Origin of the sequence: Agrobacterium sp. SORGH_AS_0745, assembly GCF_030818995.1 — a bacterium.
GTDB classification, from domain to species: domain Bacteria; phylum Pseudomonadota; class Alphaproteobacteria; order Rhizobiales; family Rhizobiaceae; genus Agrobacterium; species Agrobacterium tumefaciens.
This window is the reverse complement of sequence record NZ_JAUTBI010000001.1, coordinates 1817978-1841008: the sequence shown is the minus strand read 5'-3', so window position 1 is coordinate 1841008 and position 23031 is coordinate 1817978. Positions and strand designations below refer to the sequence as shown.

Genomic DNA, 23031 nt, shown 5'->3' with positions numbered 1-23031 from the left:
CAAGACTGAAAGCAAGGCCCGTGCCAGAACGGATATTGTTTTAAAATCAAAATGCAGCGAAAAAGCTCGCGCCTACCCGCTCAAATTTTGAGCAAGAAAATCGACAAACATCAAAAAAAACGCAGAGCTGTGCAAACTTGACGGTACGGCCGTCGCGGTTTCTTTCTATCCGGCTTTGAACCGGTCGAATGCCGTCAGATACTTGACCGTGGGATCGGCGTCCCAGCGGTAAATTTCGGTTCGGAGGAAATGCAGCTCTTCCTCGAGCTTTTCCTCCGCCAGTTCCACCCACCAGGATTTGGGCCGGCCATCGGAACCATCAGACCAGCGATAGCCCCGCTTTTTCAGATGATCCTTCATGTCGAACGGGCTGTTCTCCGCGTAAATGCGAACCCGGGAGTGCTGGCTGGCTTCATGGAGTTCCATGAAGGGCGTCCCGCTTTGGCCGGCGCGTACCTGTTCCAGCACCTCCAGCAGAGCGAAACAATCGTCGACTGCTCGGTGGCCGTCATGGAAATAGCCGGATTGCCCGATGAGGTAGGCGAGCTTGCTGCCCTCAAAACCCCGACCACTCCAGTCAATCTCAGAAACGGAGCAGGCCCAGGCCTTATTGCGGAAGATCGGCGAGAAGGCCTCGCAAAACGGACGATCGAAGCCGGCATTGTGGGCAATGATCAGATCAGCACCGTCAACAAGGGAGGTCAGCCGGTCGATGTCTATCGTCTGTCCGGCAACCATTTCATCGGTGATACCCGTCAGGCGCGTGATTTCTTCCGGGATGGAAGTGCCCGGCTGTCGCAGACCGCCATAGACCCCGGTGACATCCCCAATCGTGCCCTGATCGTCGAATGTGAAGGTAATGACGCCGATTTCGATGATCTCATCGGTTCGGTGGTTGAGGCCCGTGGTCTCGGTGTCGAGGATCACGCCCTGACGTGGAAACCCCGGTCGGGGCTGCTCGCAGATCGCGCGCGGCTGCAACTTGCGCAGGACGCGGTAATTGCCTGTGGATTCGAGATGTGCGGCCAGAGCCTCATCGTCATGAACCGATTTCAGCGTCGTTTCACGACCATCCGCTTTTCGCCCGCGCTCAGCCTGAGGAAGCCGCGCAGTCGCGGAAGCGAAAAAATCCAACTGGGAGGTCATTGTTATTCTGTCCGCTTTGGCCGGAAATCGATATTGAGTTTTCCAACATATGCGCAGAGGCTCACACTAACAACAGCGGTTGCCGTGATCCACAGAAACCGGGCGGCGTCCGTTTGGCATTGCCTGCATCGGATTCAGAAAGGGGGCGGAATGTTCCGCCCCCTTTCTGCATTACCGTTATCGATCGAAATACCCGTGGTCAGCGTGTGTGGTGAACCGCTTGCAATGCATAGACAGGTGTAGGAAGCCCCTCCATGCGCGCTTTCAACTGCAAGGCGAGATATTGCGAATAATGCCGCGACTGGTGCAGGTTGCCGCCGTGGAACCACAGCGCCTCCTGCTGCGTCGGCTTCCACATGTTGCGCTGCTCGCCTTCCCACGGCCCCGGGTCTTTCGGCGTATCCGAACCGAGACCCCAGACCTTGCCGACCCTGTCTGCCGTTTCCTGATCGATGAGATCAGCGACCCAGCCATTCATCGAACCATATCCCGTCGCATAGACAATGACGTCAGCAGGAATCTCCTTGCCGTCAGAGAGTTTGATCGAGTTTTCGGTGATCTCGTCCACCTGACCGGCGGCAAGCTTCACCTTGCCATCGATGATCAGCTGCGAGGCGCCGATATCAATATAATAACCGGAGCCGCGCCGCAGGTACTTCATGAAGAGGCCCGAGCCATCCGCACCCCAGTCTAGCTGGAACCCGGCTTTTTCCAGTGCGGCGTAAAAATCGGCGTCGCGCTCCCTCATCTTGTCGTAAAGCGGGATCTGGAACTCATGCATGATCCGGTAGGGCAGCGACGCGAAGATGAGATCGGCCTTTGCCGTCGTCACCCCATTCGCCAACGCCTGTTCGGAATAGAGCGCACCGAGCCCTATATCCATCAGCGTATCGGATTTGACGATATGGGTCGTCGAGCGCTGGATCATGGTCACATCGACACCCGCTTCGTGGAGTGCGGCGCAGATATCATGGGCCGAATTGTTGGAACCGATCACGGCGACCTTCTTGCCCTTGTACCCATCCGGCCCCGGATGCTGCGAGGAATGGTGCTGATCGCCGTTGAAGCGCTCGCGCCCCTTGAAATCCGGAATATTAGCCTTGCCGGACATGCCGGTGGCAAAGACCAGTTGCTTTGGCCGGAGCACGACTTCCTCGCCATCGCGATCGACGACGATCGACCATTCCTTCGCCGCCTCGTCCCACTTGGCGGATTTGGCAGTGGAGCGGGTCCAGTAGTTCAGTTCCATCACCTTGGTGTAGAATTCGAGCCAGTCACCGATCTTGTCTTTGGGGGCAAAGACCGGCCAGTTCTTCGGAAAATCGATGTAAGGCAGATGGTCGTACCAGACCGGGTCATGCAGGCAGAGCGACTTGTAGCGCTTGCGCCAGCTGTCACCCGGCCGCTCGTTCTTTTCGAGTATGATCGTCGGCACGCCGAGTTGGCGCAACCGGGCGCCGAGCGCGATGCCGCCCTGTCCACCGCCGATGATGACGGTATAGGGCTGCTTGTCATAACCGAGCGTGCGCGCTTCCTCCTCGCGCTCCTCCATCCAGGTTTTGGCACCAAGGTTCTGGCCGTGCCTTGCGCCGAGCGGCCGGGTGAAGCCCGATTTTTCCTCATGGCCCTTCAGTTCGGAAAGCGCCGTCAGCAGCGTCCATATCTGCCCGTTCCTGAAGCGCACGAGGCCGTAGCCGCGCCCTGTCGCCGTCTCGAAGGTGATCCAGCTTTCAAGCACACCATCCGCCTCCGTCGCCTCCTCGCCGGTAGCGATGCGCCAGTTTGTGGGTCTGGCCGTCGAAAGCTGCGCCTGCAGCATGTCGCGCACCTGATCGCGACCTTCAACGGTCTTGATGTTCCAGGTAAAGGCAACGAGGTCGCGCCAGTAGCAATCCTCGGCAAACAGATTAACGGCATCATCGATGCGGCCAGCTTCGAGTGCTGCCCCGAACGTATCGAGAAGCGCCTGAAGGCGGGTGGTGGGGGTCTTGTCGAGCATGTATTCCTCCTCCTGCTCAATGTGGAAACGGGACGGCTCCTCAACCGCCCCGCACTTCAAATCGGCCTATCGCGACAGGTCGATCAGGATCTTCAGATGCTTGCCGGCCGGGTCGAGCAGCTGGTCGAACCCTTCCGTGACCGCCTCGCTGAGTGAGACGTTTTTGGTAACGATCCGGCTCGCCGGGATCTGGCCGCTGGCAATCAGCCGGGCAACACGCGGCCAGTAGTGAGTCGGATAGGCCCAGGAGCCGCGGATATCGATGTCCTTGAAAGTCACGTCGAACCAGTTCAGCGGGTTTTCGCCGGGGTGGAGGCCGGTCTGCACCACAACGCCCTGCTTGCGCACGGCGTCGGCGCAGTTCTTCAGCGCATATTCATTGCCGACGCATTCGATGGCGACATCGCAGCCAACATTGCCTTCGGTCTCGGCGCGGATGACATCGCCCACCTTTTCCGTCTTGGGATTGATCGTGCGCACCTCGCCAAGCGCCGCCCGCGCCAGCGCCAGACGCGTGTCGTTGAGATCGGAAAGAAATATCTGCGAGGCACCGGCCGCCCTGGCCGCCATGGCGACGAGAATGCCGATCGGCCCGGCACCGGTCACAAGCACGCTGCTGCCGGCCGTGACACCGCCACGGTCGCAGGCATAAACCGCGACTGCCGTCGGCTCGATGAGGGCCGCTTCCTGATCGGAAAGCGCATCGGGTATCGGCTGGACGTTATAGTCGTTGAGAAGAGCGGCCTGCGCCATGCCGCCGGAATGCCAGGACAGACCGGCGAGAGCGAGATTTTTACTCAGGTGATAAAGACCGCGATCAGCATAATAGTCGCCATGACGCGGCATGATGAGCGGCTGGATCGATACCCGGTCGCCGGGCTTTACATGGCTAACGCCCTCGCCTACGGCCTTTACGACACCGCCGAATTCATGACCGAGAATTTGCGGCCCGTGCGCGCCGGTGAAAGGATGCGGCTCCTTCGGCACGAAGATCGGGCCATAGGCATATTCGTGCAGGTCCGTGCCGCAGATGCCGCAGAACTTGTTTTCGACGAGCACCTCACCCGGACCGGGCTCGGGTGGCATATCCACATCCTCGATGCGTAGGTCCTTGGCGGCGTGAAAGCGCAGTGCTTTCATTGCATTTCCTCCTGTAGTTCTTGCACAGAAGGATCAGCAAGCGGCATGCCAGAATGGCTTGCGCCATATCTTGACGTATTTTCAATTGGTTACAAATTCAGCTCTGAGGCTCGCCGGCAGAATGCAACAGGTTCCGTGCAACAGGTGTTGCAATGGTCGCACCGGTTCGGACGCAGTCAATTCAGGCGTTTGAGACGGCGGTGAATGGTGGAGCGGTTGACGCCGAGGCTTCTCGCCAGCGCCGAGACGTTGTTGCCGCAGTCCTTCAGCGCCCGGCGCAGATCGTCGTCATCGCGCAAAGCATCATCGGTGGAGACTTCGGCAAAGAGGTGTTCAGGCAGGCAACCCGGATCGATCTTGCCGCCATCGGAAAGCGCGGCTGCAACCCGCAGTGCATTGAAGAGTTCGCGCAGATTGCCCGGCCAGTCATGGTTAAGCAGAATTGCCCGTGCCGCCTTATCGATCCTGTAGGTCTCGCCGTTTTCCTTCTCGATGCGGCGGAGAAACTGATCGATCAGCCAGCCGAGATCCTCGCGCTCCCGCAGCGCCGGCAGCGTCACCGTTGCGGCGTTCAGGCGATAATAGAGGTCCTGCCGGAAACGGCCTTCCTTCACCAGTTCGGCAAGATCGCGGTGCGATGCGGACAGTACTCTCAGACGCACCGGCTTGGCTTTCAATGCGCCAACCGGCTGCACCTCGTTTTCCGAAAGCACGCGCAGCAGGCGGCTTTGAAGGGAAAGCGGCATGTCGCCAATCTCATCCAGGAACAAAGTGCCGCCACTTGCCTCCTCGATGAGACCGCGCTTGCCCTTCTGGCTGGCGCCGGTGAAGGCACCGGGCGTATAGCCGAACAATTCGGATTCGATCAGATGCTCCGGGATTGCCGCACAATTGACGGCGACGAAATTGCCGTCGCTGTTGCAGCTGTCATGGATCGCCCGTGCCAGATATTCCTTGCCGCTGCCCGTCTCACCCTGAATGAGGATGGGAATATCGCGGGCGGCAAGCTTTGCTGCCCGCGCCTGCACCTTTTCCATCGCCGGATCGCCGTTGCTCATGTCCCTCAGCGCTCGCGGCAAGCGTGGCTCTGGCGTGACAGGAGCGCGAATGCTGACGGCGGGCGCGATCGCGCTGGCAAAAAGCACCAGACCGTTGCGGGCGCGCAAAAGCCGCTCGCCATTCGGCCGCCCGCGCATAAAGCGCGGCAGGTCGTCCACATCGATATCGAAGACCGAGGAAATCGGCTGGCCGAGAAAATCGCGGGTGGCAAGGCCGTGCATGTTCATGGAGCGCGCCAGCGCCCCGAAGCCACCATGGGTCATGCCGGTGATACGTCCGCTGCCATCAAGGGCGATCGCCGCATCGGGATCGACGTCAAGAAACTCAGGTGAACGTGCAAGACGCAACACCCAGTCATTGCGGGTGCGGGTCATGAGATTGGCAAGCTCGATGCGCCGCGCGGTGGAGGCAACGAGATGCAGCGCCAGTTGCTGGCTGGCCTTGGCCGTCGGCGAGCGCAGCTGGGAAATGTCGAGCACGGCGGTGAGATCGCCGAGCGTATCGAAGACGGGCGCCGCAGTGCAGGTCAGCCCGATATGGCTGGTATCGAAATGGTCATCCTGATGGATGATCACCGGCTCGCCGGAAACGAGGCAGGCGCCAACAGCGCAGGTGCCGGCCCGGTTTTCCGACCATTCCGAGCCAAGGTAAAGCCCCGCCCGCCGCAACTGGTTGTCGAAGGTCGGGTCGCCCATGAAATCGACGGTAACGCCGCGCGCATCCGACAGCAGCAGGACGTAATTCTGCTCGGCAATCTGGTTGAACAGGGCTTCGAGACCGGAGCGGCCGATACGGATGAGCTCCTCGGCCTGCTCGCGATGCTCCCGAAGCTTCAGCTCGGGCACGATATAGGCTTCCTGCGCAATCGTTGGGTCGAGCTTGTAGTCATTGAGGCAGCGCAGCCAGGACTGGATGACCGGCGTATCACGCGGGCTGACCGCGCCCATGCCGACACGTTCGATCTCCCGTATATGCGACAGCGTCGATACCATGCACGCATCCTCCGGCACGGATGGTCGCATATTAGGAGATCGCCCACAATCCACCTCTTACGGTGGTTCGGTCGTTCGAAGCGATGTAACAGTCTCGAATGCGACCGCCTCAGGTGTTTGGGCGATTGATAATGTTCTCGCAATTGGCCGGATTGCCGATGATTTCGCTGGTCTTGATGGTGGAAGCGGGATCCGCGGTGATCTTGATGATGCAGTCGCGGCGATGCTCCTTGATCTTCATGCCTTCCGTTTCCGATATCCGCACCTGCCCGTTCAAGGTGCGGATTTCCCGCTTGTTGGAGAGGCCGGCATAGGTCTCAACATCCACCTTCAGCCAATAGGATTCCGTCGCACCCTTGTCGATGATCACCTTGTTAGGGCGGCCGAGTCTGGCGATAGCCGCATCCAGGGGCTGGCCCACGAGGCTCGCCACCGTTTGCGATGCGTCCGTCTGCCCGGTCGTGGCGCACCCAGAAATAGCGGCCAGCACGCCGACCAGACATCCCGTTTCAAGCCATCTCATTTTCAGTTTTCTTCCCTCACAGAATACCATCAGCCGACACGTTCCGTCGTCAGCGTTGCAATCTAGGCTCGATAATTTCGCTCTGAAAGGAGGTGCGACCCAGATGCTGATCAACTTGTTATGATCGACAGGGTCATACAGGTGTTCTCATCTGTTGCGGAACACGGTGCAGGGAATGCCGGCCTGGCGGATTTCGCCGCAAAGCTCGTTGGCCTGGGCGCGTGTATCGCGGCCGATGCGGGCGGCATAACGCGGGCGCGAACCGAAATTGCCGCCTCGCTGCCGCACGATCAAAGCCCGCTCGGCATTAAGCGGCCCGGATAGTTGGCCAATGGCGCGGGTAAAAAGCCGGTTCGCCACCGCCGGATTATAATGCGCGGCAAGCTGCACGCCCCAGGGCGCCCAGTCGGCCGACGAGATGAGGACAGGATCGTTCATCGTTCGCGTATCGGCCAGACGCAGACAGGCATCGATGAAAGAGCGGGTCTCATCCAATGCCGGGGCCGCCTTTTCCGGCGGGTTGTCCTTCCATTTCTCAACCGGATATCCCGTTATCGCAAACACATAATCCCGGGTTTCCGTCGGCAGCCGACCGGTCGCGATAAAATTCCGCAATCCCGCCTCGCCCGCATTATAAGCTGCGGCGGCGAGACCGAAATTGCCAAACTGCGTATTCAACTCGGACAGATACCGGGAAGAGGCCTCGAGTGCGGCGATTATGTTGAAGCTGTCTTTGAGACCACGCAGCTTTGCGGTTCCAGGCATGAACTGTGCTATGCCTTCCGCGCCCTTCGGGCTGACCGCATTGGCCCGGAACAGGCTTTCCCGCCAGATGAGCCGGGCGAAATAATCCGGCGGAACGGCGTGGCGCCCGGCCAGAACCTCGATGGCGTGACACAGGTCATTATTGTAGCTTTCGACACGGATGCACAATTCCGGCGCGACATCATGGGTGTAGGTGCAGGAGACTTTGCCATCGGCCTTCTCCTCGGCCCCGGTCGTGCCACTGGCAAGCGCCAGCAACCACAGAGCAAGACTCACGCAGCGTGTCGATATCCCCGCCAAGCAAAACTCCCCGCAAATCCCACGCCCGATACGCCGATTATCAGGCATTCTGCAAGATATGCCCAGACCTACGGCTCTTCTTCAATGGAAGCTTCGGTTTGGGCCTTGCCGAGGCTTCCATGCGTCCAGAATAAAGGTCGCATTTCCGCGTCGGCAAGGCCATCTTGTGTGCTTAGAAGTCCTGCCAATCCTCATGTTCGACGGCGACTGCAGCGGAACCGCGCACCGCAAGCGGGCGGGATGCCGGGCGACGCGGAGTGGCAAAGGTAGCCTGCTGCTCGAAGCCGCTCCGCGACGACGATGTCGAGTGCGATGCGTCATCGAACCGGAATTGCCCTAAAAGCTCAAACAACGCTGCCGCTTCCCGTGCAAGGCTGTGGCTGGCAGCCGTCTGCTCCTCAACCATCGCGGCATTCTGCTGCGTTCCCTGGTCAACGGTGTTGACCGCCTGATTTATCTCGGCGAGCGCGGTCGACTGTTCGCGCGCGGCATCGACGATCGCTACGACATTGGTGTTGATGTCGCGCACCTGTTCCGCGATTTCCTGCAAGGCAGAGCCCGCTTTGGTAACAAGGCCAACGCCGTTTTCAACCTGCGTGCCAGACGCGTTGATCAAACTCTTGATTTCCTTTGCGGCAGTCGCCGAGCGTTGCGCAAGTTCGCGAACTTCCTGCGCAACCACGGCAAAACCCTTGCCTGCTTCGCCTGCGCGGGCAGCTTCCACGCCTGCATTCAGCGCAAGCAGATTGGTCTGAAAGGCAATCTCGTCGATAACGCCGATAATATTCGAAATCTCACGCGACGATTTTTCGATCTGGTCCATGGCACTGATCGCATCGCGCACAACCTGACCTGAATGTTCGGCATGGTCGCGGGCACGGCCAACGATTTTTCCAGCCTCTTCCGCACGGCGGCTTGAATCATTGACGGTGGTGGTGATTTCCTCGAGGGCTGCAGCCGTCTCCTCGATAGAGGCAGCCTGCTGTTCCGTACGTCTGGCGAGATCGTCGGCCGCGGATCTTATTTCATTCGACCCCGAAGAAATGGCGCCGGCATTTTCAGAGACCAGCGTCATGGCCTTCTTGAGCTTTTTCGAGGCTGCGTTGAAGTCGGACCGCAATCTTTCAAGCGAGGGGATAAAGGGTTTGTCGATGCTCTGCGAAAGATCACCGTCAGCCAGATTGGTCAGGGACTGCGCGAGCTTTTCGACATTTTCAACACGTCCGGTCACGTCGGTGGCAAATTTGACGACCTTGAACACCTTGCCGGACAAATCGAAGATCGGATTATAGGAGGCCTGAATGAAAACCTTGCGACCGCCCTTGCCAAGCCGCATGAATTCATCCGCCACCAGATCGCCGCCAGCAAGCCTTTTCCAGAATTGCGCATATTGTGGGGACTGCGTGTAGGCGGGTTCGCAGAACATCGAATGATGCCTTCCCTGCACCTCGGCGAGCGAATAGCCGAGCGCCGCCAGAAAATTCTCGTTGGCCGTCAGGACCTCGCCGTTCGGAGAGAACTCGATGATGGCCTGCGCCCGCGACAGGGCGTCGATCTTGCCCGCATCTTCCGCCGCCTTCAGCTTGCGCTCGGTAATATCCGTGGCGATCTTGACCACTTTCACCGGCTTGCCGCGACGATACACCGGATTATAGGAGGCCTCGATCCAGACTTCCCTGCCACCCTTGCCAATGCGCTTGTACTGCCGCTGATCGAACTGGCCGGCCGAAAGCTTTGACCAGAAGGCCTTGTAGTCCTGCGATGACACGACTTCAGGTTCAACGAACATGCTGTGATGTCTGCCGACTATTTCCGCCAGCTCGTAACCGAGCGCACGACAGAAATTCTCGTTGGCGGCGAGAATCTTTCCGGCCATATCAAATTCGATGATGGCTTGAGATTTGGAGAGCGCGGCAAGAACCGCGAAAGCATTGGCACCACGATCAAGAAAACTCACGCGCGATCCTCCGATGGCAGCTGGACGGTTTCTACTGAAAATCGTTCACCAACAATATGATTACATTATTAAATAATATTTAAGGATAATCTTGACGTTGATCACGCGAGTTGATGGTACGGGCGAAATTTGGGCAATACGCGTCTTCCTGCCGCAAAAATCTGCACATTAGATCAAGCACGCGCTTCACGTCACAAAGAGACATAGTTTCATATTTATTCTTCAGAACGGGCGCGGCTGGGCCCGGCATATGATGCCTATCGCCGAAAGGTGAGACGCTGGATTTAAATATCCATGCGCGTCGCGTTTGATCATCGCGCCGGCGCCGTCATGACGCACAACCCTTATTCCTTTGCAAAACTGCACCTTCCCGCCTCCTTTCGGAACGATCGGCGCATGGCGACATTGTTTACCGAATGGGGCTTTCTTTTGGGAGGAACACGCCGTGAAGAAGAACATGATCTGCATCTGGTACGATAGGGATGCCGAGGCCGCAGCCAGATTTTATGCCGAGACCTTTCCCGACAGTACCGTCAATTCCGTCTATCGGGCGCCGGGCGATTACCCCTCCGGCAAGGAGGGGGACGTGCTGATGGTGGAATTCACGGTGGCAGGCGTCTCTTGTATCGGCCTCAACGGTGGGCCGACATTCAAGCACACCGAGGCTTTCTCGTTCCAGATTTCGACTGAAGATCAGGAAGAGACGGACCGATACTGGAATGCCATCGTCGGCAACGGCGGAGAAGAAAGTGCCTGCGGCTGGTGCAAGGACCGATGGGGCATCTCCTGGCAGATCACCCCGCGGGTGCTGATGGAAGCAATGTCCGCCGGCGGCGCCGAGGCCAAACGTGCCTTCGCGGCAATGATGGATATGAAGAAAATCGACGTCGCCACCATCGAGGCGGCACGTCGGGGTTGATACTAACAAGTCACTCAGCGAAAAGTAGCGAAGAAAGACATTTCAAGTAAAGAACTGAAAAGCAACGGGAAATCAGATAAAACCCGTTTATCTGATTTTCCCTGGACGCCTATGCGCGCGTGTACCTTCACTCATCACAAAACGTTCAACAAAGTGTAAGCGATCCGTCAAAGACGGCTGCTAGCAGAGCCCGTGGCTTCGTGTTGGGGACGTGACGTCCTCGCCGGTCATGCCATTACTCCATCAACGGGGCTCAACTTATGAAATCTTCCGCTCTGACCTCTTTCGTGGCAGGCGTTGCCATTGCCGCCGCCTTCGGCGCCACGGCTGCCCAAGCAGAAAAGACCAAATTCGAATTCTGGCACGGCCTTTCCGGCGATCTCGGCGACCGCGTTCAAGAAACCTGCAAGAAGTTCAACGACTCCCAGGCTGAATTCGAAATCGTCTGCACGTCGCAGAACGACTACGACGCCACGCTGCAGAACACCATTGCCGCCTACCGCGCCAAGAAGCAGCCCGCCATTACCCAGATCTACGATGCCGGCACGCTGGACATGATGTTGTCCAAGGCTTTCGTTCCCGCCAAGAAGCTGATGGCAGACAACGGCTACAAGATCGACTGGAACAACTATTTCCCCGGCATTGCCAATTATTATGCAACGGCTGACGGCGAGCTGAACTCCTTCCCCTATAATTCGTCCACCGCGGTCTTCTATTACAATGTCACCGCTTTCGAAAAAGCCGGCATCACCTTCAAGCCCGACACATGGGAACAGGTTGAAGAAGCCGCCCGGAAGCTCAAGACGGCCGGTTTCGAATGCCCGCTGGCCTTTAATTTCGACACCTGGATGCTGATGGAACAGTTCTCTGCCATCCACAACCAGCCAATCGCCACCAAGGGCAACGGTTATCAGGGCCTCGACGCCGAACTGACGATCAACAAGACGAAGTTCGTTGATCAGGTCAAATTCTTCAAGAAGATGCAGGACGAGAAGCTGTTCGTCGTCAAGACCAAGCAGCTCGGCATGGACATCCTGCCCGCTTTCACCTCGCAGACCTGCCAGATGTTCATGTCCTCGATTGCGGGCCACGGGACCGTCGGCAAGACCATGCCTGAGGGCGTGAAGTGGGACGTCGCCATGCTGCCGATCTGGAAGGGCACCGAGCGCCACAACTCGCTGGTTGGCGGCGCTTCGCTCTGGGTCATGGCTGGTCGTCCGGAAGCTGAATACAAGGGTGCGGCCGCATTCCTGAACTTTATCGCGCAGCCTGATATGGTTGAGTGGTGGTCGACCGTTACCGGCTACATCCCGGTCACCAAGACCGGCTTCGACGCCATGAAGGCCAACGGCTTCTACGACAAGGCGCCTTATAAGGGCCGTGAAAAGGCAATCGAAAGCCTCACGTTTACGCCGCCTTCCGAATATACCCGCGGCATCCGCCTCGGCGGCTTCACGCAGATCCGCAAGGAAGTCTCGACCTCGCTCGAAGCCATCTTCATGCAGAACGCCGATATTCAGACCGAACTCGACAAGGCTGTCGAGCGCTCGAATGCCGGCCTACGCCGCTTCGAAAAGACCTATGCCGGCGCCAAGCTGAACTAAGCGGTCCTTTTCGCCTGGGTTTGCCCGTCTCCGCGCGGGCAAACCCTTAATGCCATTTTCTGTTTCGGATATTTCATGGAAAAGCGCGCCGTTTTCAAAAGCACATGGTTGCCGCTGCTGTTCGCATTGCCGCAGCTGGCACTGATCCTCCTGTTCTTCTACTGGCCCGTGGCGGCGGTGATCAACTGGGCCTTCACCCTCCAGCCGCCCTTCGGCGGCGCGGCGGAATTCGTTGGTTTCGCCAATTTCCAGGAAGTCTTCTCTGATCCATTCTACTGGCATTCCGTTACCGTCAGCCTGATCTTCGCGACCGTCGGCCCCTTCGTCGCCATCCTCATCGGCCTCACCCTGGCGCTCTCCGTCGACCGCCAGCTTCCCGGCTCTGGATTTTTCCGGGTTCTGTATATCCTGCCCTTCGCCATCGCAGGTCCCGCCGCAGGCATGGCCTTCCGCTTCATCCTGTCGCCGGAACGCGGGTTGGCCGCTTCACTCAACGCCGCCTGGCCAGATATCTGGAACCCGGCGAAATACGGCGAACATGCACTGGCGCTCGTCATCGCCATCTTTATCTGGAAATGGGCGGGCTACACTTTCATCTTCCTGTTTGCCGGCCTGCAATCCGTGCCCCGTTCGCTGACGGAAGCTGCGGCGATGGATGGCTCCGGCCCGATCCGCCGCGCCATAGACATTCAGGTGCCGTTGCTCGCACCCACGCTGTTCTTCCTGATGGTGACGATGATGACCGAGGGTTTCGTCGGCCAGGACACGTTCGGCATCGTGCATTCGCTGACGGCGGGCGGCCCCAACCGCGCCACCGATGTGATGGTTTACCGCATCGTCACCGAGGCCTTCGAAGGGCTGAACTATTCCGGTGCCTCGGCACAAACCATCGTCCTCATCGGCCTCATCATGGTCTTCACCTTCATCCAGTTCCGCTTCATCGAGCGGCGCGTCCATTACAAGTGAGGCCTGAGAGATGATACAGCGCACGCCCTATGCCGACGCCTTTACCTACGTGGTCATGGTCGCGGGACTTCTGCTTCTTATCGGCCCCTTCATCGTGGTATTGGCAGGCGCCAGCCAGACGGTGCAGCAGGTGAACCACACGCCCTTCAGCTTCATGCCGCAGGGCGAGCTTTTCAAAAATCTCAGCACCGCCTGGAACCGCGCCAATCTGGGCAACGCCATGTTCAACAGCCTGGTGATGGCCTCGCTCGTCACTGCGGGCAAGGTAGCCCTTTCCGCTCTGACCGCCTTCGCCATCGTGTTTTTCCGCTCGCCGCTGAAACACCTGTTTTTCTGGTCCGTCTTCATCACGCTAATGCTGCCGCTCGAAATTCGCGCCGTTCCGACCTATGCCGTGGCAGCGGATGTGTTCCAGCCGTTCCGTTACCTTATAGCGCTGGTGATCGGTGTCGAAGTCAACATCGAATGGAACCTGCTCAATTCCTATGCGGGCCTGTCGCTGCCGCTTGTCGCCACGGCCACCGGCACCTTTCTCTACCGGCAGTTTTTCATGACCCTGCCTGATGAACTTGCGGAGGCGGCGCGCATGGATGGCTCCGGCCCCGTGCGTTTCTTTTTCGACGTGCTGCTGCCGCTCTCGCGCACCAACATGCTGGCCCTCACCACCATTCTCTTCGTCTCCTCGTGGAACCAGTATCTGTGGCCGCTGCTGATGGTCACCGACCCCTCCTACAAGACGGTGATGATGTCGTTGCGTGCCCTTTTGCCTTCGGAGGACGGCACGCCGGACTGGAACGTCACGCTTGCCGGTTCCCTCATCATCATCATGCCGCCGCTTCTCGTCGTGGCGTTCCTGCAACGCTGGTTCGTGCGCGGTCTCGTGTCATCCGACAAGTGACGACGCGACGCGTGGCTCTCAACAACAAGGTTCTTAATATCATGGCTCAGATCGATATTCGGCAGGTCCGCAAATCCTATGGCAAGACCCCGACCCTGCACGGCGTGGATCTCACTTTCGAAACCGGCGAATTCGTCGTCATCCTCGGCCCCTCGGGCTGCGGCAAGTCCACACTTCTGCGAATGATCGCCGGGCTGGAGGATATCACGTCAGGTGAAATCGCCATTGGCGGGCGCGTCGTCAACACGCTGGAGCCGCGCGAGCGCGGTTGCGCCATGGTGTTCCAGAACTACGCGCTTTATCCGCATATGACGGTATCAGGCAATATCGGTTATGCGCTGAAGGTCGCAGGCGTTCCCAAGGCTGAACGCCTGCGCCGCATCGAGGAAACGGCCAAGATCGTTGGCCTTTCCGACTATCTCGAACGCAAGCCTGCCGCCCTTTCCGGTGGCCAGCGCCAGCGCGTGGCCATGGCCCGCGCAATCATCCGCGAACCGCAGGTATTCCTGTTCGATGAACCGCTCTCCAACCTCGATGCAAAGCTGCGTGTGACGATGCGCGCCGAAATCCGCAAACTGCACCAGCGCCTGTCGGCCACCTCCGTCTTCGTCACCCATGATCAGGTGGAAGCCATGACGCTGGCCGACCGGCTGGTGGTGATGAACAAGGGCAATGTGGAGCAGGTCGGTCATCCGCTCGATATCTATCACCGCCCCGCCAGCACCTTCGTAGCCTCCTTCATCGGCTCACCGGCGATGAACCTGTTCAACACGCGGGTGGAGGTCGAATCTCCATCCGTCATGCTGGGCGGCCAGCCGGTGAAACTCTTCCCCGAGACCGCGCTGGAGCTGCGCGGGCGCGACGTGACAGTCGGCATTCGCCCTGAACAATGCCTGGTCAGCATCGAGGGTGCGGGCGTGCCCGCAACCGTGGACTTTGTAGAAGAGCTGGGTTCCGGCCGCATCGTACATGCGGAAATCGCCGGCGAAACTTTCTCCGCAGCCATCGGCGAAGATCTGTTGGTCAAACCCGGCCAGCGCATCCACTTCGAACTGCCCCCGGCCCACCTCCACTTTTTCGATCCGGCCACCGGCAAGCGCATCGAAACGGAGGGTGCCATCGAGACAACCCGCATCGGCAACGAAAAGCTGCTGGCAGTTTGATGGCGGACGTTTGAGCACGGATCAGTCCGGCGCGGTTTGGGGGTGTCCCAACCACGCCGGATCTCCAAACGACGTTTTCGATCTCGAACTGCGATTTCGAAATAATCCAGTACATTAGCTATATCGACCAATATTTTGAATCTACGCCATTTTCTCATTAGAATCATTGCGCAAAATACGTCGAAATTTGCTTGGCGATCACCACGTGAAGCACATCGCCTGCCGGATATTACGTCAACACGATGAGGCAAACCCGTTGCAGGCAAAGCGATCTTGCGAAATGAATGATTTCAGGAAAAATCTTTCTGTTTGGAAATCATAATCGCAATAGTCTTTGCCGCACCGAGCCGCCAGCAAGGCTATCGTCGCGATGAGGACCGAGCCGGTCTTCGATCCTTGGCGGCCGACAGAGAAAACGCTCGGGTCAAAACTTCAACGAAAGAGTGAAGCCCAATGGCAAACGATCGCAAACTGCACCTCGGCGCCTTCATGCGGCCCGTCAGTCTTCACACCGGTGCGTGGCGTTATCCCGGATCCTTCCCGGACGCGAACTTCAATTTCGGCCATCTGGCGCGATTTGCGCAACAGCTTGAAGCCGCGAAATTCGATGCATTTTTCATGGCCGATCATCTGGCGGTGCTGAACATGCCGACGGAAGCACTGCGCCGCAGCCATACCGTCACGTCTTTCGAACCCTTCACCCTGCTTTCGGCGCTCGCCGCCGTCACCTCCCGCATCGGGCTGGTTGCCACCGCCTCCACAACATTCGATGAGCCCTACCACGTAGCGCGGCGTTTCGCCTCACTCGATCACCTCAGTAATGGTCGCGCCGGCTGGAACATCGTCACCACAGCGAATCCGGATGCGGCGCTTAATTTCGGCCGGGACGAACAGCCTGACCACACGGAGCGTTATGGAAGAGCGCGGGAATTTTACGACGTCGTTACCGGGCTGTGGGATTCCTTTTCCGATGATGCCTTTCTCCGGGATGTCGATAGCGGGTTGTTCTTTGACCCTGAAAAAATGCATGTGCTTAATCACAAGGGACCGGAATTTTCCGTGCGCGGTCCGCTCAATATAGCGCGTCCGGTGCAGGGCTGGCCCGTCATCGTTCAGGCCGGGGCTTCAGAGCCGGGGCGCCAGCTTGCAGCCGAAACTGCCGAGGTCGTTTTTGCGGCAACACCCACGCTTGCGGCGGGAAAAGCGTTCTACAGGGACGTCAAGGACAGAACCGTTGCGGCAGGCCGTTCCCGCGACGGCATTGTCATCCTGCCGGGCGCTTTCGTTCTGGTCGGCGATAGCGTGGAAGAAGCCAAGGCCAAACGCGCCAGGCTCGACAGCCTCGTCCATTATGAAAGCGCGATAGCCTCGCTTTCGATTGCGCTCGGCCACGATGCTTCGAGTTTCGATCCCGATGGCCCCTTGCCTGACATTCCCGAAACCAATGCAAGCAAATCCAGCCGCGAGAGGGTGATCGAACTTGCAAGGAGCGAGGGGCTGACGGTGCGCCAGCTGGCGCAGCGGCTGGGTGGCTATGGGGGTCTCGCATTTGTCGGCACGGCAAAAACCATCGCTGACGAGATGGAACAATGGCTATACGAAGAGGGGTCGGATGGCTTCAACGTCACCTTCCCGTTCCTGCCTGCCGGACTTGACGATTTCACGACCCTGCTTGTGCCCGAACTGCAAAGGCGCGGCCTGTTCCGAAAGGACTATGAGGGAACGACATTGCGCGATCATCTCGGTTTGCAACGTCCGGCCAATCGTTGTTTCCCTGAATAACGCGCCGTCGCGCCGATCCGGCCAGCGGTAGGGAGATTTTCCACGCCCGCCCTGAAGTTTGGGATGAGGTTCCAGAAGGCTGGATTGACCTCATAAACGCCGGCCCATACCATTTAAATACACAAATTACATAAATTAGGTACACTATTATGAAGGCTAAACATTCTCGCCGCCAGATCCTGAAACTCAGCATTGCCGGGGCTCTCGCAGCACCCTTTGCCACGGGCAGCGCGCTGGCCCAGAGCTCACAGGAGTTTCCTGCTGAGCTGAAGCTGGATTGGGGATTTTACTCCTCACACACGCTGCTGATAAAGAACAAAGGCTGGCTTGAGGAAGCATTCAAGGATGTCGGCACGAAGATCACCTGGGTACAATCCCGCGGAAGCAACAATTCGCTTGAATTCCTGAAGGTCGGCTCGACGGATTTTGCCGGTTCGGCAGCACTTTCCGCGTTTCTGGCCCGCGCCAATGGTGTGCCGCTGAAGGTGATCTATGTGGCAAGCTGGGGCGGTTCTTCCATCATACAGGTTCGCCCGGATTCGCCGGTCAAGACCGTCGCCGATCTCAAGGGCAAAACCATTGCGGTCACCAAGGGTACCGCGCCCTATTTCACCCTCCTGCGCGCCCTTGCCCAAAACAAGCTTTCGATCGATGACCTCAAGGTCGTGAACCTGCAGCATCCGGAAGGATTCAACGCGCTTGAGCAGGGACAGGTTGATGCATGGGTCGGCATCGATCCACACACATCCCAGGCAGAACTTGCCGGTGACAGGGCGATTTTCGATGAGCGTAGCTGGCGCGACGGCAGCGTCTTCAGCGTTTCCGAGGAGTTTCTGGCGAAATACCCGAAAGCGGTCGAACGCCTCCTCGGTGTCTGGGTCGAGACACAAAGATGGATCCGTGAAAACAACGGCGAATTCATCGATTTCGTCACGAAGGTCACCGGCAACGATCCCCAGATCACCAAGCTGACGATCGAAAAGCGCGACTGGAAGGATCCTGTTCCAGGCGAGGAACTGCTGAACTCGATTCGTATCGTGACCCCGTTGCTTGGCGACGATGTGCTGCGTCCTGGCGTCAATGTCGACAGCGTCCTTTCGTCGCTGATCGATCCGGCACCGGCGAAAAAGGCGCTGGGAGCATGAATTCTCATCCGCGCGAATTTCAGCGCGTGAAGCAGACTACGAAACAACTCCCCTCCCGACTGCCGTTCGTGCAAAGAGTGGGAAATTTCTTTGGGCGGTTCGACCTGCGCGGCGCGATCGTGCCGGTCGGCTCATTGTTGCTGCTGGAATTCTTTGTGCGCGTGGGCTGGGTAAGCCCCTACGTGCTGCCGCCGCCCTCCGAGCTTTATGACACGTTTCTAAGGCTCGCCGAGGGTCCTTTGTGGACGAATGTCGCAGCCAGTACCGCCCGTGTCTTTGTCGGCTTCGTCATTGGCTCCCTTCTTGCAATCCTCGTCGGTTCGCTGGTCGGGCTGGTCGTTGCCGCCGAGCGTTACCTTGAACCGACGTTTCAGGCGCTACGCGCGGTTCCGAGCCTCGCCTGGGTGCCGCTGCTGATGATCTGGTTCGGCATTGGCGAAACCTCGAAAATCGTACTGATCGCCAAAAGCGCGTTTTTCCCTGTTTATCTCAACCTCTTCTCCGGCATCAGGAATGTCGACCGCAAGTTGGTGGAAGTGGGCGAGATGTATCGCCAGCCGCTGCCAGTGCTGGTTTGGCGGATTTTCATTCCCGCTTCTTTGCCACATCTGTTCACGGGCTTGCGTTACGGCCTGTCGCTGGCCTGGCTGAGCGTTGTCGCCGCGGAACTTCTGGCGGCTTCCGAGGGCATCGGCTACATGCTATCCGATGGGCGGGAACTCTCCCGACCCGATCTGGTGATGATAGCGATTATCTGCCTTGCCGTCCTCGGCAAGATTTCCGACAGCCTCTTCAAGATAGTCGAGGAACGTTGCCTCAGATGGCGCGACACTTACCCCCTTCAGCAAGGAGGGCGCCTGCGATGAGTTTGCTCAATGTCGATGTTCGCGAAAAAGCCTTCGGAGACACGGTTGTCCTTCAGGATATTCACCTGACGCTCGGCGATGGTGAAGCGGCGGTTCTTCTCGGACCAAGTGGGTGCGGGAAAAGCACCTTGCTGCGCATCGCCGCCGGCCTCGACCGGCATTTCTCAGGCGCTGTGAAGGTTCAGCAGGCAAAGGAAGTTCAGGCATCGGACTCACCGCCCATCGCCTTTGTCTTTCAGGAACCCCGCCTGATGCCGTGGCTGACAGTTGCCGAAAACATCGGTTATGCGGCCGGCAAGAAATATGATGTCGAGCGGGTAGAAGGACTGATCAACGATGTGGGCTTGAGCGGCCATGGCGACGCGCTACCGAAAGCCCTTTCAGGCGGCATGGCGCAGCGTGTCGCCATAGCAAGAGCGCTCTATACCCGGCCGCGCATCTTGCTGCTCGACGAACCCTTCAGCGCGGTCGATGCTTTCACGCGGATGAAATTGCAGGACCTTGTCCTGAAACTCGTCGAACAGCGCGGCATTTCCTTCCTGCTCGTCACCCACGATATTGACGAGGCGCTTTATCTCGGTGACCGCATTTACATGATGGGTGCCCATGACGGCCGTATCCAGCAGCGGATAGAAGTGGACGAGCCGCGCCCGCGCGACAGAAGGTCGCCGCAACTCGCCACCCTCAAGAACGAGGTGCTGACTGCCCTGCACAACGCCCACGTCATCTGACTGGCATCGGCATCTTTCGCCGCCCTCACCCTTTCACGCCGGACGAAATCATGATGGCTTCCGTCACGCGCCGCTGGAAGATGACGTAGGCGACGATGACCGGCAGAGCCGCCAGCATGGCAATCGCCATCAGGCGTGCATAAACGATGCCGAAGGTGTCGTTGACCTGCGTGATGCCGACGGGGATCGTCATCATGTTTTCGGACGTGATGACGAGGAAAGGCCAGAAGAAGGCGTTCCACACCGTAATGAAGGTCACGATCGCCATGGCGGTCGTAATGCCCCAGTTCAGCGGCAGAAACACCTTGAACAGGATCGTGTATTCGCCGCCACCATCCAGAACCACCGCCTCCCGCATCTCTTTGGGCACGCTGTCGAAGAACTGCTTGTAGACGATGATGACGATTGGCGTGATCAGCTGCGGCAGGATGATGCCCGCCCAGGTATTGATGAGGTTGAGGTTCTTCATCAGGATGAACTGTGTCACGACAAGCGTCTGCGCGGGCACCATGAAACTCGCGAGCACGATGCCATAAAGCAGTCGCCGTCCCGGAAAGCGGATCTGCGATAGCGCATAGGCGCATAACATCGAAATGATGAGCACAGAGACCGTGACGATCGCGGCGGTGCCAATGGAATTCACGTACCAGGTCAACAGCCGCGTATTGAAGATGGCATTCACATAGGCACCAAGCTGGAACTCATCAGGCAGTAGCGACGTGTTGCCCGCGACATTCTCGTCCGAGCGCAACGACGTCACGAACCCCCAGTAAAGCGGGAAAATCCATACCAGTGCTGCCGAAAATGTCAGCAGGGTCAGGATGACGTTCTCAAGTCTTTTGGTCAGGCTCATGAATTCCTCCGGATGCGTAGCAACTGGAACTGGAGAACGGATACGATGACGATCAACAGGAAGAGCACGGTCGCCACGGCCGATGCATAACCGCCATTGTTCATCTGGAAGGCTTCCCGGTAGACCTTAAGGAGAAGCACGAAACTGGAATTGAAGGGTCCGCCGCCGCTCAAGAGGTAGATCTGGTCGAATATCTTCAGTTGCAGGATCAATTGCAGCGTCAGGATCAGCGCGGTCACCGGCCACAGAAGCGGCCATGTGACGCGCCGGAACTTTTGCCATGTCGTTGCGCCATCAAGAGCTGCGGCCTCATAAAGCTCGGTCGGAATGTTTCGCAAGCCGGCAATGAAGAGCAGAACGTTAAAACCGTTCGTCCACCATACGGTGACGACGGCGACCATCGGCATGACCCAATTGGGGTTCTTGAAAACCGCGACGGGTTTGCCCGCCAGCAACGAAATGACCGGTTGGAGAATGCCGAACTGCAGGTCGAGCATCCAGGCCCAGATCTCAGTGACAACCGAAACCGGCAGGACATAAGGCAGGAAAAACAGGCTCATGGCGATTGTCTGCTTGATGCCGGACAATCGGCTGACCGCAAGCGCAATCAACAGGGCGATGACCGTTGTTGGCACCACCGTCAGCAGCACAAAATAGCCGTTATTCTTGAGCGAGGTGACGAACAGGCGGTCGCTCAGCAATTTTATGTAGTTCTGCAGGCCGACCCAGTTGCCGTCGCCGATAAGCGGCGCATCCGTGAAGCTGATGCGTATCATCTCGATCAGGGGGTAAAGAAAGAACGTGGCGAAGACCACGATGAATGGCGTCACCATCGACAGTGCGATCAGCGACTTCTTGCGCCGGTTTTCAATCATAGCCATGGAATGCCTCCGGGACCTCCCGCATTGCACGCTGCCCTCCGGCTGACAGCCAGAGGGCAGTCACGGATTACTTGAGCTTGCCCTGAAGCTCGGACTTGATCTGCTCGACCGCATCCGCGCCGCTCATGTAGCCCTGGATGGCCGGAGCGATGATATTAAGCGCCGCATCGTAAGCGGGTGAGGCAACTCCGGTAATCGTGGTCTTCGGATCGAACACTGCCGCCTCCGCCAGCGAGGCATATGTGGCATTCGGCTGCATCGCCTTGTATTCGCTGCTTTCGGTGATCGATTTATAGGCCGGAATATGCCCCGCATCGGCCCAGCTGATGGCGTGTTTTTCCATCCAGCCAATAACCGTCATGACAGCGGCGCGTTTCTCGCCGGAAACGGTCTTGTCACCCTGGTTAGGGATCGCAAAGGCGTGCGAATCCGCCCAGGTGGCGCGCTTGCCTATGAAAGGCGGAACTTCCACAGCGCTCCATTTGAAGCCGAGCTTGCCGTTCTTTTCCAGATCCTTGTAGGTCGGAACTTCCCAGACGCCATTAAGCTGGAAGGCGGATTTGCCAGCGGAGAAGAGTGCAACGGACGCCGGATATTCCGCCTGCTCGGGTGCCCATCCGTTTTCCCGCCATTTCGACATGGTATCGATCGCCTTGGCAGCCTTTTCCGCATTGTCGCCGGCAAGCACCTCGTTATTGGTGACCAGTTCGCCGCCCTGTTGTGAGAACAGTGTATAAAAGACACGCCAGACACCGGCTTCGCCACCCGACTGATAGGTAACCGGCGTCTGAACGCCCTTGTCCTTCGCCCAGGCCAGCGCCTTTTCGAAATCCTCCATCGTCTTGATACCGGTCAACTTACCCTCGGCATCGAGATAGGGAGACCCTTTCAGAAGATCGGCGTTGTAATAGAGAATAAGGGCATGGATATCGAACGGCACCGCATAAAGCTTGCCGTCATGGGTTGCTGCCTCGACGGGTGCGCTGAAAAAGTCGCTGGTCTTCAACCCGGCATCATCAAGGTCTTTTGTGGTAATTTCGCTCAATACTTTTTCATCAAGACCGAGCGGCGCGCGCGACAGGTGATAGGTCATGACATCAGGCCCCTCACCCACGGCGGACGCCGTGCGTACCTTGGTATAGAACGGAACGCCCCACTCTAGCGTCGTTCCCTTGATCTGAATGTCAGGGTGCTCCTTGTTGAAGGCAGCAATCAGGGCTTTCATGCGCACGCCGTCGCCGCCCGACAGAAAGTCCCACCAGACGATATCCTGCTTCGCCAGTGCCGGCAGGGCGCTCAGGCCCAGAACCGTACCAACAAGCAATGTCTTGATCAGTCGCAT

The 23031-nt window shown here is 58.3% G+C and carries 20 protein-coding genes; 10 read left to right on the top strand and 10 right to left on the bottom strand.

Translation table 11 applies throughout. The features are described 5' to 3' along the window. Positions 1–165 precede the first annotated feature (165 nt). From QE432_RS08375 to QE432_RS08345, 7 genes are all read right to left on the bottom strand, one after another. Positions 166–1146, bottom strand: coding sequence for a 3'-5' exonuclease (locus tag QE432_RS08375; RefSeq protein ID WP_112192401.1), 981 nt, complete (start codon positions 1144–1146; stop codon positions 166–168). 199 nt (positions 1147–1345) lie between these two features. Further along, positions 1346–3145 carry an NAD(P)/FAD-dependent oxidoreductase gene (locus QE432_RS08370; RefSeq protein WP_173997389.1) on the bottom strand — a complete coding sequence of 600 codons (1800 nt, stop codon included), beginning with the start codon at positions 3143–3145 and terminating at the stop codon, positions 1346–1348. 66 nt (positions 3146–3211) lie between these two features. Further along, positions 3212–4285, bottom strand: a complete 1074-nt coding sequence (locus tag QE432_RS08365) for a 2,3-butanediol dehydrogenase (RefSeq protein WP_035199305.1) — start codon at positions 4283–4285, stop codon at positions 3212–3214. 176 nt (positions 4286–4461) lie between these two features. Continuing rightward, positions 4462–6336, bottom strand: coding sequence for a sigma-54-dependent Fis family transcriptional regulator (locus QE432_RS08360; protein WP_173997391.1), 1875 nt, complete (start codon positions 6334–6336; stop codon positions 4462–4464). Between the two features lie 109 nt (positions 6337–6445). Beyond that, complete coding sequence (locus QE432_RS08355) at positions 6446–6859, bottom strand: hypothetical protein (protein WP_019566437.1); 414 nt, start codon at positions 6857–6859, stop codon at positions 6446–6448. 147 nt (positions 6860–7006) lie between these two features. Next, the gene (locus QE432_RS08350; protein WP_003517809.1) at positions 7007–7900 is read right to left on the bottom strand and encodes a lytic transglycosylase domain-containing protein; all 894 of its coding nucleotides are present in this window, start codon (positions 7898–7900) and stop codon (positions 7007–7009) included. 196 nt (positions 7901–8096) lie between these two features. Next, positions 8097–9881 carry a methyl-accepting chemotaxis protein gene (locus QE432_RS08345; protein WP_003517811.1) on the bottom strand — a complete coding sequence of 595 codons (1785 nt, stop codon included), beginning with the start codon at positions 9879–9881 and terminating at the stop codon, positions 8097–8099. 294 nt (positions 9882–10175) lie between these two features. Here QE432_RS08345 and QE432_RS08340 point away from each other — a divergent pair, with 294 nt between their 5' ends. From QE432_RS08340 to QE432_RS08295, 10 genes are all read left to right on the top strand, one after another. Continuing rightward, positions 10176–10361, top strand: a complete 186-nt coding sequence (locus QE432_RS08340; RefSeq protein WP_112391028.1) for a hypothetical protein — start codon at positions 10176–10178, stop codon at positions 10359–10361. Continuing rightward, the gene (locus tag QE432_RS08335; RefSeq protein ID WP_025595986.1) at positions 10327–10800 is read left to right on the top strand and encodes a VOC family protein; all 474 of its coding nucleotides are present in this window, start codon (positions 10327–10329) and stop codon (positions 10798–10800) included. The genes QE432_RS08340 and QE432_RS08335 overlap by 35 nt, the downstream gene beginning before the upstream one ends. A 260-nt stretch (positions 10801–11060) precedes the next feature. Further along, positions 11061–12404 carry an extracellular solute-binding protein gene (locus tag QE432_RS08330; protein WP_306623751.1) on the top strand — a complete coding sequence of 448 codons (1344 nt, stop codon included), beginning with the start codon at positions 11061–11063 and terminating at the stop codon, positions 12402–12404. A gap of 75 nt (positions 12405–12479) precedes the next feature. Further along, on the top strand, positions 12480–13370 hold the full coding sequence (locus QE432_RS08325) for a carbohydrate ABC transporter permease (protein ID WP_003517818.1): 891 nt from the start codon (positions 12480–12482) through the stop codon (positions 13368–13370). Positions 13371–13380: 10 nt separating this feature from the next. Next, the gene (locus tag QE432_RS08320; RefSeq protein ID WP_112673864.1) at positions 13381–14268 is read left to right on the top strand and encodes an ABC transporter permease subunit; all 888 of its coding nucleotides are present in this window, start codon (positions 13381–13383) and stop codon (positions 14266–14268) included. 41 nt (positions 14269–14309) lie between these two features. Next, positions 14310–15431, top strand: a complete 1122-nt coding sequence (locus tag QE432_RS08315) for a sn-glycerol-3-phosphate import ATP-binding protein UgpC (RefSeq protein WP_025595982.1) — start codon at positions 14310–14312, stop codon at positions 15429–15431. Positions 15432–15884: 453 nt separating this feature from the next. After that, the gene (locus QE432_RS08310) at positions 15885–17213 is read left to right on the top strand and encodes an LLM class flavin-dependent oxidoreductase (RefSeq protein ID WP_306623748.1); all 1329 of its coding nucleotides are present in this window, start codon (positions 15885–15887) and stop codon (positions 17211–17213) included. A gap of 149 nt (positions 17214–17362) precedes the next feature. Further along, entirely contained in the window at positions 17363–18358 is a 996-nt protein-coding gene (locus tag QE432_RS08305) for an aliphatic sulfonate ABC transporter substrate-binding protein (protein WP_112673862.1), read from the top strand. Then, positions 18355–19224 carry an ABC transporter permease gene (locus QE432_RS08300; RefSeq protein ID WP_019566445.1) on the top strand — a complete coding sequence of 290 codons (870 nt, stop codon included), beginning with the start codon at positions 18355–18357 and terminating at the stop codon, positions 19222–19224. Before QE432_RS08305 ends, QE432_RS08300 begins: the two co-directional genes overlap by 4 nt. Continuing rightward, positions 19221–19955, top strand: coding sequence for an ABC transporter ATP-binding protein (locus QE432_RS08295; RefSeq protein ID WP_019566446.1), 735 nt, complete (start codon positions 19221–19223; stop codon positions 19953–19955). Before QE432_RS08300 ends, QE432_RS08295 begins: the two co-directional genes overlap by 4 nt. A 25-nt stretch (positions 19956–19980) precedes the next feature. Here the strand turns inward: QE432_RS08295 and QE432_RS08290 are convergent, their stop codons facing one another. The 3 genes from QE432_RS08290 to QE432_RS08280 all read right to left on the bottom strand — a co-directional run bounded on the left by QE432_RS08290 (position 19981) and on the right by QE432_RS08280 (position 23031). Beyond that, a complete protein-coding gene (locus tag QE432_RS08290) occupies positions 19981–20808 on the bottom strand; it encodes a carbohydrate ABC transporter permease (RefSeq protein ID WP_019566447.1) in 828 nt (275 codons plus the stop codon). Next, positions 20805–21689: a carbohydrate ABC transporter permease gene (locus QE432_RS08285; protein WP_306623746.1), complete on the bottom strand. Its 885-nt coding sequence runs from the start codon at positions 21687–21689 to the stop codon at positions 20805–20807. Before QE432_RS08285 ends, QE432_RS08290 begins: the two co-directional genes overlap by 4 nt. A gap of 67 nt (positions 21690–21756) precedes the next feature. Further along, positions 21757–23031, bottom strand: a complete 1275-nt coding sequence (locus QE432_RS08280; protein WP_306623743.1) for an extracellular solute-binding protein — start codon at positions 23029–23031, stop codon at positions 21757–21759.

Excerpts from the sequence above, each read along its gene's own strand:
- QE432_RS08285 (WP_306623746.1), bottom strand. The coding sequence starts at position 21,689 with ATGGCTATGATTGAAAACCGGCGCAAGAAGTCGCTGATCGCACTGTCG.
- QE432_RS08325 (WP_003517818.1), top strand. The coding sequence starts at position 12,480 with ATGGAAAAGCGCGCCGTTTTCAAAAGCACATGGTTGCCGCTGCTGTTC.
- QE432_RS08290 (WP_019566447.1), bottom strand. The coding sequence starts at position 20,808 with ATGAGCCTGACCAAAAGACTTGAGAACGTCATCCTGACCCTGCTGACA.
- QE432_RS08300 (WP_019566445.1), top strand. The coding sequence starts at position 18,355 with ATGAATTCTCATCCGCGCGAATTTCAGCGCGTGAAGCAGACTACGAAA.
- QE432_RS08305 (WP_112673862.1), top strand. The coding sequence starts at position 17,363 with ATGAAGGCTAAACATTCTCGCCGCCAGATCCTGAAACTCAGCATTGCC.
- QE432_RS08340 (WP_112391028.1), top strand. The coding sequence starts at position 10,176 with ATGCGCGTCGCGTTTGATCATCGCGCCGGCGCCGTCATGACGCACAAC.
- QE432_RS08320 (WP_112673864.1), top strand. The coding sequence starts at position 13,381 with ATGATACAGCGCACGCCCTATGCCGACGCCTTTACCTACGTGGTCATG.
- QE432_RS08365 (WP_035199305.1), bottom strand. The coding sequence starts at position 4,285 with ATGAAAGCACTGCGCTTTCACGCCGCCAAGGACCTACGCATCGAGGAT.
- QE432_RS08330 (WP_306623751.1), top strand. The coding sequence starts at position 11,061 with ATGAAATCTTCCGCTCTGACCTCTTTCGTGGCAGGCGTTGCCATTGCC.
- QE432_RS08315 (WP_025595982.1), top strand. The coding sequence starts at position 14,310 with ATGGCTCAGATCGATATTCGGCAGGTCCGCAAATCCTATGGCAAGACC.
- QE432_RS08310 (WP_306623748.1), top strand. The coding sequence starts at position 15,885 with ATGGCAAACGATCGCAAACTGCACCTCGGCGCCTTCATGCGGCCCGTC.
- QE432_RS08360 (WP_173997391.1), bottom strand. The coding sequence starts at position 6,336 with ATGGTATCGACGCTGTCGCATATACGGGAGATCGAACGTGTCGGCATG.
- QE432_RS08295 (WP_019566446.1), top strand. The coding sequence starts at position 19,221 with ATGAGTTTGCTCAATGTCGATGTTCGCGAAAAAGCCTTCGGAGACACG.
- QE432_RS08370 (WP_173997389.1), bottom strand. The coding sequence starts at position 3,145 with ATGCTCGACAAGACCCCCACCACCCGCCTTCAGGCGCTTCTCGATACG.
- QE432_RS08375 (WP_112192401.1), bottom strand. The coding sequence starts at position 1,146 with ATGACCTCCCAGTTGGATTTTTTCGCTTCCGCGACTGCGCGGCTTCCT.
- QE432_RS08355 (WP_019566437.1), bottom strand. The coding sequence starts at position 6,859 with ATGAGATGGCTTGAAACGGGATGTCTGGTCGGCGTGCTGGCCGCTATT.
- QE432_RS08280 (WP_306623743.1), bottom strand. The coding sequence starts at position 23,031 with ATGCGACTGATCAAGACATTGCTTGTTGGTACGGTTCTGGGCCTGAGC.